Below are 15,560 nucleotides of genomic sequence, written 5' to 3'. Positions count from 1 at the left end.
TATTGAAAACATAATAATAGCATAACTTTTCCAAATATTTCCACTAAAGCTATTTTAGCAAATACTTAAAGCTTTATAAATACTTAATTTATTCTCTAAGAATACTTGTGCCATTTTCTTAATCTCTGCCTCATTCTCTTCTTCACTCTCCAACACTTTGCCAGCTACAACCAACTTCCTACCTTGAGGCTTATAAATATCTAATATATGTTTCGTTAAATCATTCACATTTTTCTTTTGGTGTTCAGTATAAGCAAGAATAAAAAGCTGTTCCGTATCAGACATAGAAATAGCTGAAGCCGTTGCTGGAGAAGCAACATAGGCATTCCCATAACCCTTAGATTGTGCATAAAATAATGCTTTATTGAATGCGTCACATTGTTTTTTAATTTTTGATGTAACTTTTTGCGTAGGGAGCAAGAATTTTTTCTGAATGAGAATAACCAAAGAAAGCAAAAATTGCTGATAAGTGAGTTTTGATTTCTCAAGAATCTCTCTTCCAGATTTTGGGCGACAAAGATCACTACCCAAGCACTCAAGTATTTTTGCATAATTTTCCTCACTTAATTCTGCCTGACCGCGTGAAGTACCCAACTTGTAATCAAAGTTTGAAGTAGGTTCTATAAGGGCATATTCAATCTCTAAAATGCGTTCAACTTTTTCTGAAGGACTTAAGGGAAGTGCACCTTTAACGAATAAGTCAACACGGAATTGTTTATTAGTATAATAATCTCTTAATTGTTCTTTAAAAATCTTATCTTTGATGGTTTTTAAGAATGCAACACCTTCTGGTGGAATAGTTAAATCATCATATAAATCAATAGGCTTCCCTGTGCAAACAAACTGACATTTTGCAATATCCATATTCTGCACCATATCAAAAAAGTAGCAACAATTCCACCCTTCATTCATATATTCATGTGCAATATAGCTAGACTTTCCGTTAGTTATAAATTTTTTTAATTCCTCTAAAAGGGCATTATTTTGTGGATTATTCTTAGCATACAGCGAACCTGTTTTTAAAAATTCTTCTAAAAATTTTAACGCACCTTGTATTTTATCTTCTGGCCTACCTGTAGTGTAACGATTGTAGAGTGCCAAAAGTTGCCTTGTTGGATACTTAGGCGACCAGCCTGGAAAACAATTATAGCTATTATAAACAACACCACCGATTTTCAAAAATTTACGGATAATCTCAAGAATGATATGTTGATTCTTTGGGCTAACCCAAGTCCAAACTCCATGCAATACAATATAGTCAAAAAAAATTTTTTCATCATTTAAACGTTCTAATAATTCCTCAAAACTATCATTCAAAATACGCAAATTCGCATGCCCTGTTTTTGCCTTTTTTTGTGCCATCAAGGCATGAGTGGGGTTAAAATCTGTCCCGATAAAACTCCCTTGTGTTGTCACTGCATGGATATTCAGACTACTTCCACGTCCAAAACCCAATTCGAGGTAGGTAAAGGTATTCGTATCGTTTGGGGGGGGGGAATTATGTTGGCTATTTGGATCAATACCAGATAATACACGATTAAAATCCAATAGCAATGGATTCATCTCTACTACATAACCATCAACATACTCTATTTCTGTAAAATATCCATCGCTCCAACTTGCTTGTGACATTTTTATTCTCCTTTAAACATACTACGAAATCTAATACCGATTTTAGCATAACCAAACCTAAAAATCAACGCACCTAATCCCATTTTTTAAGCGGACAAGTTGCCTCTTTATAGCAGATTTTAATATTCATAAAACAGCCACATTCTTTACAAACTCTTGCACGAGTGAGGCGAGTGCAAGAAAGACAAATTGCAAAACGTTGCTTTTGTTTGCTTGGCGGAGAGTAAGGAGAATCACCACGATAATAATACATAAACTCTGCTTTAAGTGCCTTCCCAATGTGAAAAGAAGATGGATTAAAAATTTTTTTAAAAATAATAAAAATCCAAAAAAGACAAAAAGCAATAATACATTGCAACAAAGCTGAATGGATAAAAAAAGATAAAATAATAAAAAATAATATCCCGATACTTGTGTAAAAGATATAACTTGAAAATCGCATAATTGTTGCTCCTGACAACAAACTCACCACATCAAAACAAGCAATAGGCAAAAGACGCAAACAAAAAAGTGTAATTCCACCATAAACGCGTAAATACGCTTTCTGTCGGATAATCCAAGAATGTGGAAATTGATAAGTGATTCCCAAACACAAAAAACGCATTAATAAAAAGTTCAGTAAAGAAGAAAATAAAAGCCCCACAAAACAAATCATTGTGCCAATCCATTCTCCGTAAAGAAGTTGACTCACAACAAAAAGTTGCTCACTAGGAATCCAAAATAACAACGCTTGAAATAAAAATAGCATAATAAGGGTTATAAAAATAGGTATATCCAAAGATTCAATCTGTTGCTTAAGAAGATTTGGATAAGGATTATCTAAAAGTATCATAAAAGAATTGGCCTGGTTCTGCCAAAAAGGGGATAATTGATACAACAAAAAAAATCCAGCAAGAATTGCAAAAAAGCTCAATTGTAGGTAATAGATTCTTTTGATACTCATAGAGGGCTTTATTGCTTAAATAATGATGCTAAAGTACTGATGTCTGCCTTCTCTTCTGTAGCATTACTTTGTTGTGGTACAAGAATATTATTTTGCTCAATCAGTTCAATTTCATAACCAGTCAGCATTGTTGCTAGACGAATATTAATCCCATTTTTACCAATCGCTTTAGATTTTTGTTCGCCTGGAAGCATTACAATCGCCTTCTTTTGCTCGGAATCTTTTGATTCTTCAATTCTCACACTCGAAATAAGAGCTGGAGCGAGTGATCTTGCAACAAACTTTTCCCCAATTTCTGAAAACTCTATACAATCAATATTTTCATTCTTTAGTTCCTTGCTAACAGCATTAATGCGAACACCCTTAACGCCAACTGTTGCACCAATAGGGTCAATTTTTGGACTATTAGAGCTGATAGCCACCTTAGAACGTTCGCCCGGAATACGTGCACATTTGTGAATAATTACTTCTGAATCGTGAATTTCAGGTACTTCTAGCTTTAATAATTCTTCTAAAAATTTAGGTGTTGTACGTGAAAGCTCAATAGCAATCCCATTCTTTCTATCAATGCTAACAAACTTCAAAATGGCTTTTACAATGCTACCCATTTGGAATTTTTCACCCTTAATACGATTTTTCATCGGCAATAATGCCCGCACTCCCTCAATATCAACAAAGGTATTTTCTTTATCATCAATTCGCACAACTGTTCCTGTAACAATTCTGCCTATCTGAGATTGGTATTTTTCAAAAAGCTGAATTTCGACTAAATGCTGAATATGAAATTCCAACTCTTTAAAAAGAATATTCACGCCAGTATGCCCCATCTCCTCCAATTCAATATCATCATGAGCCTCATCACCCACCTCAAAATCTTTATTAAGTTTGTATGCCTCACTCAAGGACATAAAACCCTGCGGGTCATTCTCCAAACGTTTATCATCATTTTCAACAATCACTATTTTTCGATAAAGAGAAATTTTTTTTGTTTCTGTATCTAAATTTGCACCATAAGTATAATTCTCATTATGGACTTTCTTAGCGGTTGCAATCAATGCACGTTGGACAGCTTCTGTTACATTCTCAACCTTTAAACCTTTCTCGCAAGCAATTAATTCTATAATGTCTACAATTTTTTCCACTCAAATACTCCTGAATTGAATTCTTGAATTATAGGCAATGTTTACTTCATTACGCCTTTAGTGGTTGCTTCAGAGAATCTCTCCAAATGCCCTTCTGAAACAGAAACCAATAAACCCCAGCACGTAAAAAGGTCTCAAGACTCATAACTAAATAAATCATTTCTATACTCACTCCAAAATACCCAATTACAGAAGCTGATAAAATTCTTATTCCCCAAATCGAACAACTATTTACAATTAAAGTAACTTTTGTTGCTCCTGCCCCCCTCAATGCACCATCAAGGATAAAAATCATTGCAAGAGGAATTTGCGAAAAACCGATATAAAAAAGATAAAGAGCACTGTATTCAAGAATTCTTATATCATCGTTAAAAGGACGTGAAACAAAAATGGGTGCAACAATCAACACAATCCCTAATGTTCCCATAAAACTCATACCCAACCATAAAATCATCTTAATACATCGCTTCGCTTCTGCCTCTCTTTTTGCCCCTAAATTCTGCCCCATAAGACTCATAGCCGCAATCATCAAGCCAAAACAAGGCATAAACACAAAAGATTCAACGCGACTACCAATCATATATCCAGCAAAGGCTTCTTCCCCATAACCTGCAACAATCAATGTTAAAATTGCCATAGAAGTGATGGTAAAAAGCCTCTCTAAACCACTAGGAAAACCGATTTTTAACGCTGCCCATATTTGTTCTTTAGAAAAAAAATAGAGCCATGAAAGAGGGTATCGGGCAGAAAAAAGAATCGCAACAAGCACCAAAGTTTCTGCAATATTCACAATAAGATTCGCAATGCCTGCACCCTTCAATCCTAAAGCAGGAAAACCAAAATTACCTTGAATCAACAAATAATTTAAAAGAATACTTAAAAGTGTTGCAAGAATCTTCACGCGAAAAGGTGTTTGCGTATCTCCACTGGCACTCATCGCTGCAACAATTACAATTTTTGCAATAAAGAATGGGATAATATAAATAACGAAAGATAAATATTCCCTTCCCAATTCTTTTGCTTCATTGCTAATATCTCTCAAGAGTAAGAAAAAAGGTGAATAAGTAAAAAAAGCTAAAAGAAAAACAAAAATACTCACAATCAATGAACAAAATAGCATAGAACTTGTAATTTCTGAAGCAGATTGATAGTCTTTCATACCAATTTTGCGAGAAACACAAGCATTTGTTCCAACATTAAAAATTGTCGTAATAGCATAAATATACATAAAGTATGTTACAGATGCACCTAATGCACTGATTGCCGCACCACCCAAGCTTCCAATAAAAATAAAACTCACAAACATAGAAACCAAATCAAGCATAGACTGCAAAGCAGCAGGAACAGCTATTCTAAGAATTTTTTTAAGGCGAGCATGTTGCGTCAACGTCATTGTGAATCCAAAAACCTTTGTGTTAATCCCGCATAAGCGTCAATTCTCCTATCGCGTAAAAATGGCCACATTCTACGCACTTCATGCAAACGTTGTCTATCTAAACAAACATAAAGAATCCCCTCTTCTTCCCCTAACTCTCCAAGTAACTCACCTTGAGGACCAAAAACAAAACTATTACCCCAAAAATGAATCCCATCTAAAAAACCGCTTGTATCTTTTTCAAAACCAACGCGGTTGCACGCCATCACAGGAATACCATTAGCAATAGCATGCCCTCTTTGCACAGCAACCCACGCTTCTTTCTGTCGCCTTTGCTCCTCTTCTGAATCTTGCGCAAAATAACCAATAGCGGTTGGATAAATTAAACATTCAGCACCACCTAATGTCATTAATCTAGCAGCTTCAGGAAACCACTGATCCCAACACACCAAAACACCCAGCTTTCCTACAGAAGTTTGAATAGGTGTAAAACCTAAATCACCCGGTGTAAAATAAAATTTTTCATAAAAAGCCGGGTCATCTGGAATGTGCATCTTGCGATACTTTCCTGCAATTCTTCCATCTTGTTCAAAAACAACTGCCGTGTTGTGGTAAAGCCCGATAGCCCGTTCTTCAAAAAAAGAACCTACAAGCACAACATTGCATTCTTTTGCGCATTGTGAAAAGATTTGCACATCTTTTTTAAAATCTATTGCATAGTCGCAAAATGCAGGATTTTCACTCTGACAAAAATATTCCGTGCAATGCAATTCCTGAAGCACAACTAACCTTGCCTCCTTACTTGCAATGCGTATTGCCTTAAGAGTAGATTCAATCATACTTTCTTTGTCACCACTGAAACACTGCTGAATCAGAGCAATAGGTAATTTATCCATATCGTTCCTTATTTAGTATTCATCATTGTCATTGCCATACTCATCATCATACTCATCACTACCATCATCATAGTCATCATCATCATAATAATGTTGATGTCCATACCCATACGACTCATCGTCGTCAATATCGAAATCTTCGTCGTCATCAAAATCCCATTCTTCATCTGCCATATCTATCCTTTAAAATTGATATTGGTATTGTAAAAAGAGAGTGTTTCTCTGTGCTTTTGCGCTATATTCGCCACCATAACGAATACCAATTTCATGGTTTTGTGCAAAACCCACACCTAATCCTGCTTCTAAAAGTGCTGTTGTTGCATCAACTTTACCTTTTACTTGATAAGATTGAGACAATGTTGCACCCATCAGCATATCATTCTTGTATTCACGACTTGCAAGAACATGCCTAATTCCCCCGCTCAACATAGGGGCAATAGAAAATCTCGTCCAATGAAATCGCCTATCATAGCGGACTAACCCCATAATGTAGGGAAAATTGAGTGTTGTCGCTGAATAACGTTGATTGAATTGTGCAGAAGTAAAATCTTCGAAACCATAAGCTTGCATTGAAATAGCTTGATAGCCCAATCCAACTTCAGGTGTAATCACCCCTCCACTATCAAGATGAATCGCATTCGCAATAAACACTTCTGTATTAAAACCAAATGTATCTGGAGAAGTCTTGATTGTACGGTCACCATTGGGAGTCAGAGAGTAATCATGGTTACCATAAAGCAAGTTTGCATTGATATGTATGTAGGTCAACAAAGAATCGCTTTGGGCTAAATCAGCCTTAAAATGCCCGCCTGCAACAATAAAAAAACTATCACTTTCAAGATTGATACCTTGTGTAAATGCTGCCTTTTTCAGTCTATCTTCTGAATAACCAACATGAACACCATAACGAAATCCCTTGTATTGCTTTGAAAGTCCACCAAAAATTCCTAAACCATCGCCCTTAATACGCGTTCCATTATCAATAGAAGGCGATTTTAAAGAAACACTTGTAAAATAGGGGGTCACAAAAAGCATTGTATCCTCACCAACCGGCTTAAAACCACCTTGTGTCGGGGTGCTATAGTAAATAGGTTCTTCAAAATCACTACGTATCAAATTATTGTTTGCATACAATGCAGATGATGGCACAGAAGCAATTTGCATTGGAATTTCATACATAATGCGTAAATTTTTATTAATGTTTGTAAATTGCATTCCTGCAGTCGCCATTGCGTAATAAATTCCATGTACTCCAGCAGCCGCACTTAAGCCACCAGTTCCACCCGAACTTCCGCCAGAACCTCCGCTACCGCCTGAGCCTCCAGAATCTCCGCCAGATCCACCGCTACCACCTGAATCTCCGCCTGAGCCTCCAGAACCTCCGCTACCGCCTGAATCTCCGCCTGAGCCTCCAGAACCTCCGCCAGATCCACCGCTACCACCTGAATCTCCGCCTGAGCCTCCAGAACCTCCGCTACCGCCTGAATCTCCGCCTGAACCGCCAGAACCTCCGCTACCGCCAGAGCCACCTGAACCTGAATCTGCTAAAGTATTTGCTGCGACTAACAAAAGAGTATCATTATTTGTTTGGTGATAAATTTGCGTTAACCCACTCTCTTGCTGAACGCTAAATGGTTGATATTTTGAAGTTTGTCCTAAATCAATGAATGTGTCCGCACCAGCACCGTATAGGCTACTTCCGGCTACAATACCCATTGAAAATGTCCATAATTTTGAACGATTTTCGCTCATTCCTTGCCTCCTTAGTAAATCCTCTTAAATCATTATTAAATGCGAATTGTAACGAATTTTTCCTACAAGCAGATTAATTTTGTTATAATGCAAACTCGATTTTCTAAAAACAAAGGTTTTCAATGAAAGCATTATTAAGCGTAAGCGATAAAAGCAATATTGTATTTTTTGGTCAGGAACTTCTAAAACTAGGCTATGATATTCTTTCTACAGGTGGAACATTAGAAATTTTAAAAGCGAATGGAATTCCCGCACAAGAAGTCAGCGAATACACACAATCTCCAGAATTATTTGATGGACGCATTAAAACCTTACACCCAAAGATTCATGGCGGAATTTTATTTCGTCGTCATCAACCATCAGATTGCCAAGTAGCAAAAAATGCAGGTATTCAAGGCATTGATATTGTTTGTGTAAATCTCTATCCTTTTAAGCAAACCATTCAACGTACACAAGATTTTGATGAGATTATTGAAAATATTGATATTGGTGGTCCTACTCTTATAAGAGCTGCAGCGAAAAATTTTGCTTCTGTTTTAGTTATTACTTCACCTAATGATTATGAAAATATTATTAAATCATTAAAAGAAAATAAAAATAATCTTGAATTGCGGCAACAAATGATGATACAAGCCTTTGAACATACCGCAGCCTATGACGCAATAATTGCAAATTATATGAATCAACGTTTTAATGGTGGTTTTGGGGCACAACATTTTATAAGTGCAAAGAAAGTTGCAATGACAAAATATGGCGAAAACCCTCATCAAAAAGGAGCAATTTATGAATTTGAAGATTATTTTAGTCAGCATTTTAAATGTTTGAAGGGCGAGGCAAGCTTTAATAATCACACAGACTTAAATCAAGCACTAAAAATCGCGACAAACTTTGGCGATAAACCGGCCATAACAATTGTTAAACATGGCAATCCATGCGGTTTTGCACTGAAAGATTCCTTAATGAGTTCATTTCAAGCCGCATTAATGTGCGACCCTATTTCCGCCTATGGTGGTGTCTTAGCAGTCAATGGCATAATCGATAAAGCATTGGCAGAACAAATCCATTCACACTACTTTGAGATTGTTATTGCAGGAAGAATCACAGAGCAAGCCTTGCAGGTTTTTGCAGATAAAAAACGAATTAAGTTATTTGAGTTGGGCAAAGATTGGCTTTTTGTTAAGCATGACGCTTATGACTTTAAGCATATTGAGGGTGGTTTTGTATTGCAAGAGACAGACAAAGTTTGCAGTAAAGAGATTCTAAATGCAAAACAAGTGAGTAAGCGCAAAGCAAACGAACAAGAAATGCAAGATTTAAATATTGCTTATCGTTTAGCGGCTTTGGTGAAATCTAACTGTGTTGTTTACGTTAAAAATAGCACAATGGTTGCAATTGGAATGGGTATGACAAGCCGTGTCGATGCAACAAAAGCAGCGTTGCGTAAAGCACAAGAATTAGAGCTTGATATCAGTGGAGCAGTCTTAGCATCAGAGGCATTTTTTCCTTTCAAGGACAGCATAGAAGCCGCAAATAGTGCAGGAATAAGTGCGATTATTGAACCCGGTGGTTCAATTCGTGATAATGAGGTCATAGAATCAGCAGATTCTTTTGAAATTGCACTTTATTTTAGCGGTGTGCGACATTTTTATCACTAAATATTAAGGATTAGCTAATGAATTTAACATGCAGTCTCAATGATTTTAATGAGGCAAAACAAGTTATTCCAGGTGGGGTGAATTCCCCTGTAAGAGCCTTTAGGGCGGTAGGTGGAACTCCTTTGTTTATACATCACGCAAAGGGTGTACATTTATATGACGAGGACGGTAATCGTTTTATTGATTTTGTACAAAGTTGGGGACCACTTTTATTTGGGCATTGTGATACTGAAATTGAAGAGGCAATTATCGAGGCAGTCAAACGAGGTTGTGGATATGGAGCACCGACAACACTTGAAACACATCTTGCAAAACTTATTATCTCTTTGGTTGATGGTGTTGATAAAATTCGATTTGTCAGCAGTGGTACAGAAGCGACAATGAGTGCTATTCGTCTTGCAAGGGCTTATACTCAAAGGGAGGATATTATTAAATTTGAAGGGTGCTACCACGGACATAGCGATTCTTTATTGGTAAGTGCTGGAAGTGGTTTAGCGACTTTTGGAAATCCAAGCTCCCCTGGTGTCCCTAAATCTCTAACTCAACATACCCTAGTTGCACGTTACAATGATATTGATAGTGTTAAAAAATGCTTTGAGGCAAGTGGTAAGGTTGCTTGTGTAATTATTGAGCCAATTGCAGGTAATATGGGACTTGTTCCTGCACAAAAAGATTTTTTAAAGGCACTCAAAAACCTTTGCGAGCAAGAAGGTGCATTACTCATTTTAGATGAAGTGATGAGTGGTTTTCGTGCAGCTAAAGATGGTTCGCAATCTTTTTATGGCATTCAAGGTGATTTGACAACCTTTGGAAAGGTGATTGGTGGTGGAATGCCTGTGGGTGCATTTGGAGGTAGAAAGGAGATTATGAATCTCTTAAGCCCTGATGGTGCGGTATATCAAGCAGGAACCCTTAGCGGAAATCCTGTAGCGATGGCGGCTGGAATTGTAGCTTTAAGTAAAATTATTAGCAATCCAAACCTTTACGATTATCTAGAGACATTAGCTAATCGCTTAATGGATGGATTCAAAATGGCAGCGCAAGAAAATGGCATCCTTTTACAAACAGCAGTCAGAGGGAGTATGTTTGGATTCTTCTTTAACCAAAATCCTGTATATAATTTTGATGATGCAAAATGTTCTGATACACAAATGTTCGCTCGATTTCATCAAGCATGCCTTGAAAAAGGTATTTATCTTGCTTGTTCTCAATTTGAAACCGGCTTTATTTCTGCTGCTATGCAAGAAGAACACATTGATATGGCCATTAATGTTGCAAGAGAAGTTTTAGCAACAATCAAATAACCACTTCTATTATGCTCTATGACTCAGCCGCTTTGGTTGAGTTGCTTTAGCATAAACGCTAAGCACAAAGTTTTATTTTTATATTTTGTCCATCTTTTGCAATCATAGCATATTATTTAATAATTTTTAACTATATCCTAACTTATGATATTCCTGTATCCTGTTGTTTGTATTTTTTTAATTCTTACAAGCTATCTATATGCGATAAATATGATTAATATTGTATTTTATCTTTAGCAGTTGTATGTTTTAACTACGCCATACAATATGGAGTTTTAACCTAGTTAAATAATTAATGATTTTATCTAGTAGCAAACGAAATTCATCTCTTACATAAAAGGAAAAATTTTTCTTGCATATTTATAATAAAATATAATTATAAAAAACTATAATATATATTTTAAATTCCTATTAATAACAAATTATATTCCTAATATTAAAATATTTTTAATAATAAAATCTGTTTTAAGTTCCTTAAATAAGTAATTTTAAAGAATAATTGAATATCGATTAAGTATTTATGTATTCTTAAAAATTAAATACTATAATACTATTTTACATAATATTATTATCTTCTATTTTTAATAATAGAAATTAAAAGGAGCATTAATGTCATTACCAAAAATTGCAACTTTTGTCGCTATTGCCACTGCTACCCTACTTGCAATCGTTAAACTTATCGCTGGCATCTTAAGCGGTTCTGTGGGCTTACTTGCTTCTGCTATTGATTCTTTACTAGATGTTGTTATTTCTATTTTTAATAGTTTTGCTATCAGCATCTCTGAATCTAAAGCTAATGAGCAATATAACTATGGTAAAGGTAAAATAGAGGCTTTGGCAGGTTTCCTAGAGGGTTTAATTATTGCAATTTCAGCCATCTATATTTTTTATGGTGCAATAGAAAAATTATTTCAAGATAAACCAATTGAGTATTTAGATATTTCTATTGCTATAATGATTTTTTCACTTATTATTACAATATTTTTATTTTATTTCTTATTGTATGTTGCTAAAAAGACCAATAGTCTTGTAATTAAAGCAGATGCTTTACACTATAAAACAGACCTACTCACAAATGCTGCAACGCTTTTTGCTTTAAGTATTATTGCAATAACTGGATGGGAAATTGTGGATTCTATTTTTGGAGGAATCATTGCCTGCTATATTTTATACAATGCTTATTCTTTATTGTTGCAATCTGTTAGAATCTTACTAGACCACTCTGTAGATCAAAAATACGTCAATCAAATTAAAGAAATCCTTGAGCAAGAGACTGAAATTCAGGGTTATCACCTCTTACGTACACGCATTTCTGCTTCCTGGAATTTTGTAGAAGCACACTTGATATTCAAGTCTGAGCATTCATTTACAAATGCCCATCAAATCGCCCATAACATCGAAGACAAAATTAAAGAACTTGATAAAGCCCAACAATGGAGCATCACACTTCACTTAGACCCTGATGATGATTTAGAGTATGATTTAAAATCCTCATAAAATTTATCATTCGCACTTTTATCAACAATTGTATTGTAAGAACGTGTGAGTGCGACATAATAAAGATTGATTTCATTTTCATACTCCAAACGTTCCTTTTGTGTAGGATTTTTACATTGAAAAAAATATTCTGAAAGTTCACTTAAAGCACAAAAATCATCTTCAATGCATACATGATTAAATTCTAAACCCTTAGCGGTATGAGCCGTGAGGAGCAGAGTCTGCCCACGACTAGGTTGCTGAAAAAAAGTCATCGCCTTGTTAAAAATATCTAATAAGTATTGACGGTATTTTTTAAAGATGAAAATAGAATTACACAATTCAGTATCCTTAATAGAGTTTGCATACTCTTCTAAATCTTCAAAATCAGAAAATTTCTTAATCCACGTACATTGCGGAAAAATATTTTGGTATTGTTGATGATAAAAATAAAATACACTTAAGGTAAGAGCAAAAATCTCTTGTGGTGACTTAAGAGTTTTAAGAAAAGAAGTTTCCGTCATAGCAATAATATCAATAATTTTAGCGTTTGTACGCGTAATAATTGCTGATTGCTGATTACGACTTGATATATGATTTTTAGCAGATACAATACGAGTAGGTTGATGCTTGAATTTCTCTAAAAAGAAAACAGCCTTATCTAGGTGTTCTTGCGGACAACGAAATGAATAAGTTAATGTCTGGGAATAATCTGCGGTAATTTGTTCCATCGCATTTATTGCCCCCCTAAAAAAATAAATATTTTGATGCTTATCGCCCACAAGAATCTTACGAGTTTGTGCAGAGTTGAAAATGTCAAGCGTTACATCATTAGTATCTTGAGCTTCATCTAATAAAATATAATCAAATCGTTCTAAATTCCGTTCTTGTGGTGAAAGCAATTGATACTCTTTTAAATAAAAAGAGTGCGTTAGAGGAATTCTCCCCTCCCTCAAGAACAAATAAAACTCTTTTATAGCCTGAGAGTGTTCTTCTTTTCCTAATGCCTCTAAGGTGTAATAGCTTTGACAAAACTGATAAAACCCCTCTGAAATCTGTCGTAAAAATTCAAAATCATCGCGAATCCCTAAAATTTCAGCAATTTCTAAGGGTTTATATTCAGGACGCACCCCTATAGATTGATAGTGTTCAGAAATAATTTTCTGATAAGCTAAAGAGTGAACTGTTTTTGCTTGCATATTAGCAGGAACAAGAGATGCAAGCTCATTTACAACAGAGCGATTAAAAGCTAGGTAAAGAAACGAAGAATGTGAAAGCACTCTTGCAATCTCTAACAAAATAAGTGTTTTTCCAGCCCCTGCAGGAGCTTGAATTTTAAAAACCTCCCCCACCCGCATTTTTGATGCAGTTTGGATACTTTGGAGTTGTTCCTGATTAAGAGTGATTTTTATGCTTTATCCTTCTTTTTTTTATTTTTTTTCTTTATCTCTTGTTGTGTTGAATGAGTTTTTGTCTTTTTTGCAATAATAAAACGCAAAGCATTTAGTTTGATAAAGCCAGCAGCATCCTTTTGATTATAAACACTATCTTCCTCAAAAGTGCTATACGCCTCATTAAACAAAGAACAAGCAGATTCTCTCCCTAAAACCATCACATTACCCTTATAGAGCCTAAGATACACCTTCCCTTCCACTCTTTTTTGTGTATAATCGATGAGCTTTTGCAATGCCTTTCTTTCTCTTGAAAACCAATAACCATTATAAATCAAAGAAGCATAACGTGGCATAATTTCATCTTTTAGATGGGCTTCCTCGCGATCAAGGCAAAGGGATTCAATTGCACGGTGAGCTTTAAGATAAATTGTTCCTCCAGGAGTTTCGTAGCAACCACGCGACTTCATACCCACATAACGATTCTCAACTAAATCTAAACGTCCAATGCCATGCTTTGCACCCAATTGATTTAAAAGATCCCAAAAAGCACAAGGGGAAAGTTTTTTACCATTAATCGCAACACCATCTCCTTTTTTGAATTCAATGCAAATATCCTCTGGTGTATTTGGTGCTTTTAGCGGTGAAACACTCCATCGCCACATACTCTCTTCAGGCTCTTTTTTAGGGTCTTCTAAAATTTGCCCCTCATAACTGATATGCAACATATTTGCATCCATCGAATAAGGCGACTTCTCCCCCTGCTTTTCAATAGGAATTTTCGCATCTTTAGCATAACTTAAGAGTTTTTCACGGCTATTTAGATTCCATTCTCTCCAAGGTGCAATAACTTGAATGTTTGGGTTTAATGCATACGCACCAAGCTCGAAACGTACCTGATCATTTCCCTTGCCTGTCGCACCATGCGCAATTGCGTCTGCACCAACCTGTTTAGCGATTTTAATAAGATGTTTTGTAATAAGGGGCCGTGCAATACTCGTGCCTAACAAATATTCACCCTCATAAATTGTATTAGCACGAAACATAGGAAAAACAAAATCCCTGATAAATTCCTCTCTTAAATCCTCAATAAATATGTGTTCAGGCTTAATACCCAATTCAAGAGCTTTCTTACGTGCAGGCTCCAATTCTTCACCCTGCCCAATATCAGCCGTGAAAGTAATCACTTCACAACCATAATGATCGCCCAACCATTTAAGAATCACACTTGTATCCAACCCACCAGAATACGCCAAAACCACCTTTTTGATTTTCTTTGCCATGACTTCTCTCCTTGAATCCTCAAAATAGATGCTATAATTCTACCATAAAAAATTAAAACGATTGAGAAAACAAGTCTTAAAGGATAAAAAATGCGAATTGATGCCTTTATGAATGCGACAAATATTGTCAAGAGGCGAAGTATTGCACAAGATATGATTGATAATCGTGTTGTAAAGATTGATGGAGTTTGTGTCAAAGCAAGTCGTAATGTGAAGGTTGGCGATGTGATTGAAATTGCTTTTTTTGAAAAATCGCAATTCTTTAAGGTTTTAAAAATTCCTGAAATAAAAAATGTCCCTAAATCGTTGAGTTACGAATATGTAGAGAAAATTGTTTCATAAGGAGGAAGAATATGCGACAATTAACAAAAGAAGAAGAATATATCATTCTTCATAAAGGCACAGAAGCACCCTTTAGTGGCGAATATTGTCATTTTAACGAAGCAGGAATGTATCATTGCAAACAATGCGATGCAATCTTATTTAATTCTTGCGATAAGTTTCCCTCACATTGTGGATGGCCTAGTTTTGACCAAGCTGTTGAAGGACAAATTACCTACCAACTTGATGCGGACGGACAACGTACAGAAATTGTTTGCAAGCAATGCGGTGGGCACTTAGGACACATTTTTGAGGGTGAAGGTTTTACGCCGAAGAATCGTCGCTATTGCGTTAATTCTTTATCGTTACTTTTTAAAAAAAATAAATAGC

14 protein-coding genes are annotated in these 15,560 nt (G+C 35.6%); 5 read left to right on the top strand and 9 right to left on the bottom strand.

Features of this window, described 5'->3' with window-relative positions; all coding sequences use genetic code 11:
* Window positions 1-54: 54 nt before the first annotated feature.
* From CCZ01_RS03135 to CCZ01_RS03110, 7 genes are all read right to left on the bottom strand, one after another.
* Entirely contained in the window at window positions 55-1,632 is a 1,578-nt protein-coding gene (locus CCZ01_RS03135) for a class I SAM-dependent methyltransferase (protein WP_112051780.1), read from the bottom strand.
* 73 nt (window positions 1,633-1,705) lie between these two features.
* On the bottom strand, window positions 1,706-2,464 hold the full coding sequence (locus CCZ01_RS03130; protein ID WP_181566291.1) for a VTT domain-containing protein: 759 nt from the start codon (window positions 2,462-2,464) through the stop codon (window positions 1,706-1,708).
* A 119-nt stretch (window positions 2,465-2,583) separates the two neighbouring features.
* A complete protein-coding gene (gene nusA / locus CCZ01_RS03125; RefSeq protein ID WP_112051778.1) occupies window positions 2,584-3,717 on the bottom strand; it encodes a transcription termination factor NusA in 1,134 nt (377 codons plus the stop codon).
* Window positions 3,718-3,766: 49 nt separating this feature from the next.
* A complete protein-coding gene (locus CCZ01_RS03120) occupies window positions 3,767-5,110 on the bottom strand; it encodes an MATE family efflux transporter (protein WP_112051777.1) in 1,344 nt (447 codons plus the stop codon).
* Window positions 5,107-5,988 carry a carbon-nitrogen hydrolase gene (locus CCZ01_RS03115; RefSeq protein ID WP_112051776.1) on the bottom strand — a complete coding sequence of 294 codons (882 nt, stop codon included), beginning with the start codon at window positions 5,986-5,988 and terminating at the stop codon, window positions 5,107-5,109. Before CCZ01_RS03115 ends, CCZ01_RS03120 begins: the two co-directional genes overlap by 4 nt.
* 8 nt (window positions 5,989-5,996) lie before the next feature.
* Entirely contained in the window at window positions 5,997-6,155 is a 159-nt protein-coding gene (locus tag CCZ01_RS10315; protein ID WP_181566290.1) for a hypothetical protein, read from the bottom strand.
* 16 nt (window positions 6,156-6,171) lie between these two features.
* Window positions 6,172-7,740, bottom strand: coding sequence for an autotransporter outer membrane beta-barrel domain-containing protein (locus tag CCZ01_RS03110; protein ID WP_112051775.1), 1,569 nt, complete (start codon window positions 7,738-7,740; stop codon window positions 6,172-6,174).
* Window positions 7,741-7,862: 122 nt separating this feature from the next.
* Here CCZ01_RS03110 and purH point away from each other — a divergent pair, with 122 nt between their 5' ends.
* From purH to CCZ01_RS03095, 3 genes are all read left to right on the top strand, one after another.
* Entirely contained in the window at window positions 7,863-9,395 is a 1,533-nt protein-coding gene (gene purH, locus CCZ01_RS03105; RefSeq protein WP_112051774.1) for a bifunctional phosphoribosylaminoimidazolecarboxamide formyltransferase/IMP cyclohydrolase, read from the top strand.
* A gap of 17 nt (window positions 9,396-9,412) precedes the next feature.
* Window positions 9,413-10,699 carry a glutamate-1-semialdehyde 2,1-aminomutase gene (gene hemL / locus CCZ01_RS03100; RefSeq protein WP_112051773.1) on the top strand — a complete coding sequence of 429 codons (1,287 nt, stop codon included), beginning with the start codon at window positions 9,413-9,415 and terminating at the stop codon, window positions 10,697-10,699.
* A 609-nt stretch (window positions 10,700-11,308) separates the two neighbouring features.
* Window positions 11,309-12,196 carry a cation diffusion facilitator family transporter gene (locus CCZ01_RS03095; RefSeq protein WP_112051772.1) on the top strand — a complete coding sequence of 296 codons (888 nt, stop codon included), beginning with the start codon at window positions 11,309-11,311 and terminating at the stop codon, window positions 12,194-12,196.
* Here CCZ01_RS03095 and CCZ01_RS03090 read toward each other — a convergent pair.
* Window positions 12,148-13,533 carry a UvrD-helicase domain-containing protein gene (locus CCZ01_RS03090; protein ID WP_112051771.1) on the bottom strand — a complete coding sequence of 462 codons (1,386 nt, stop codon included), beginning with the start codon at window positions 13,531-13,533 and terminating at the stop codon, window positions 12,148-12,150. The genes CCZ01_RS03095 and CCZ01_RS03090 overlap by 49 nt on opposite strands.
* A 50-nt stretch (window positions 13,534-13,583) precedes the next feature.
* The gene (locus tag CCZ01_RS03085; protein ID WP_112051770.1) at window positions 13,584-14,849 is read right to left on the bottom strand and encodes an argininosuccinate synthase; all 1,266 of its coding nucleotides are present in this window, start codon (window positions 14,847-14,849) and stop codon (window positions 13,584-13,586) included.
* Window positions 14,850-14,939: 90 nt separating this feature from the next.
* Here CCZ01_RS03085 and CCZ01_RS03080 point away from each other — a divergent pair, with 90 nt between their 5' ends.
* Entirely contained in the window at window positions 14,940-15,191 is a 252-nt protein-coding gene (locus tag CCZ01_RS03080; RefSeq protein WP_112051769.1) for an RNA-binding S4 domain-containing protein, read from the top strand.
* A gap of 11 nt (window positions 15,192-15,202) precedes the next feature.
* Window positions 15,203-15,559, top strand: coding sequence for a methionine-R-sulfoxide reductase (locus tag CCZ01_RS03075; protein ID WP_112051768.1), 357 nt, complete (start codon window positions 15,203-15,205; stop codon window positions 15,557-15,559).
* The last annotated feature ends 1 nt before the right edge of the window (window position 15,560 follow it).

The organism is Helicobacter monodelphidis (assembly GCF_003288845.1).
Classification (GTDB): domain Bacteria; phylum Campylobacterota; class Campylobacteria; order Campylobacterales; family Helicobacteraceae; genus NHYN01.
This window is presented reverse-complemented; position numbering and strand designations above follow the sequence as displayed.

What these genes read in the sequence shown, in the direction of transcription:
- CCZ01_RS03135 (WP_112051780.1), bottom strand. Translation starts at nt 1,632, where the DNA reads ATGTCACAAGCAAGTTGGAGCGATGGATATTTTACAGAAATAGAGTAT.
- CCZ01_RS03130 (WP_181566291.1), bottom strand. Translation starts at nt 2,464, where the DNA reads ATGATACTTTTAGATAATCCTTATCCAAATCTTCTTAAGCAACAGATT.
- CCZ01_RS03120 (WP_112051777.1), bottom strand. Translation starts at nt 5,110, where the DNA reads ATGACGTTGACGCAACATGCTCGCCTTAAAAAAATTCTTAGAATAGCT.
- CCZ01_RS03115 (WP_112051776.1), bottom strand. Translation starts at nt 5,988, where the DNA reads ATGGATAAATTACCTATTGCTCTGATTCAGCAGTGTTTCAGTGGTGAC.
- CCZ01_RS10315 (WP_181566290.1), bottom strand. Translation starts at nt 6,155, where the DNA reads ATGAAGAATGGGATTTTGATGACGACGAAGATTTCGATATTGACGACG.
- CCZ01_RS03110 (WP_112051775.1), bottom strand. Translation starts at nt 7,740, where the DNA reads ATGAGCGAAAATCGTTCAAAATTATGGACATTTTCAATGGGTATTGTA.
- purH (WP_112051774.1), top strand. Translation starts at nt 7,863, where the DNA reads ATGAAAGCATTATTAAGCGTAAGCGATAAAAGCAATATTGTATTTTTT.
- hemL (WP_112051773.1), top strand. Translation starts at nt 9,413, where the DNA reads ATGAATTTAACATGCAGTCTCAATGATTTTAATGAGGCAAAACAAGTT.
- CCZ01_RS03095 (WP_112051772.1), top strand. Translation starts at nt 11,309, where the DNA reads ATGTCATTACCAAAAATTGCAACTTTTGTCGCTATTGCCACTGCTACC.
- CCZ01_RS03090 (WP_112051771.1), bottom strand. Translation starts at nt 13,533, where the DNA reads ATGCGGGTGGGGGAGGTTTTTAAAATTCAAGCTCCTGCAGGGGCTGGA.
- CCZ01_RS03085 (WP_112051770.1), bottom strand. Translation starts at nt 14,849, where the DNA reads ATGGCAAAGAAAATCAAAAAGGTGGTTTTGGCGTATTCTGGTGGGTTG.
- CCZ01_RS03080 (WP_112051769.1), top strand. Translation starts at nt 14,940, where the DNA reads ATGCGAATTGATGCCTTTATGAATGCGACAAATATTGTCAAGAGGCGA.
- CCZ01_RS03075 (WP_112051768.1), top strand. Translation starts at nt 15,203, where the DNA reads ATGCGACAATTAACAAAAGAAGAAGAATATATCATTCTTCATAAAGGC.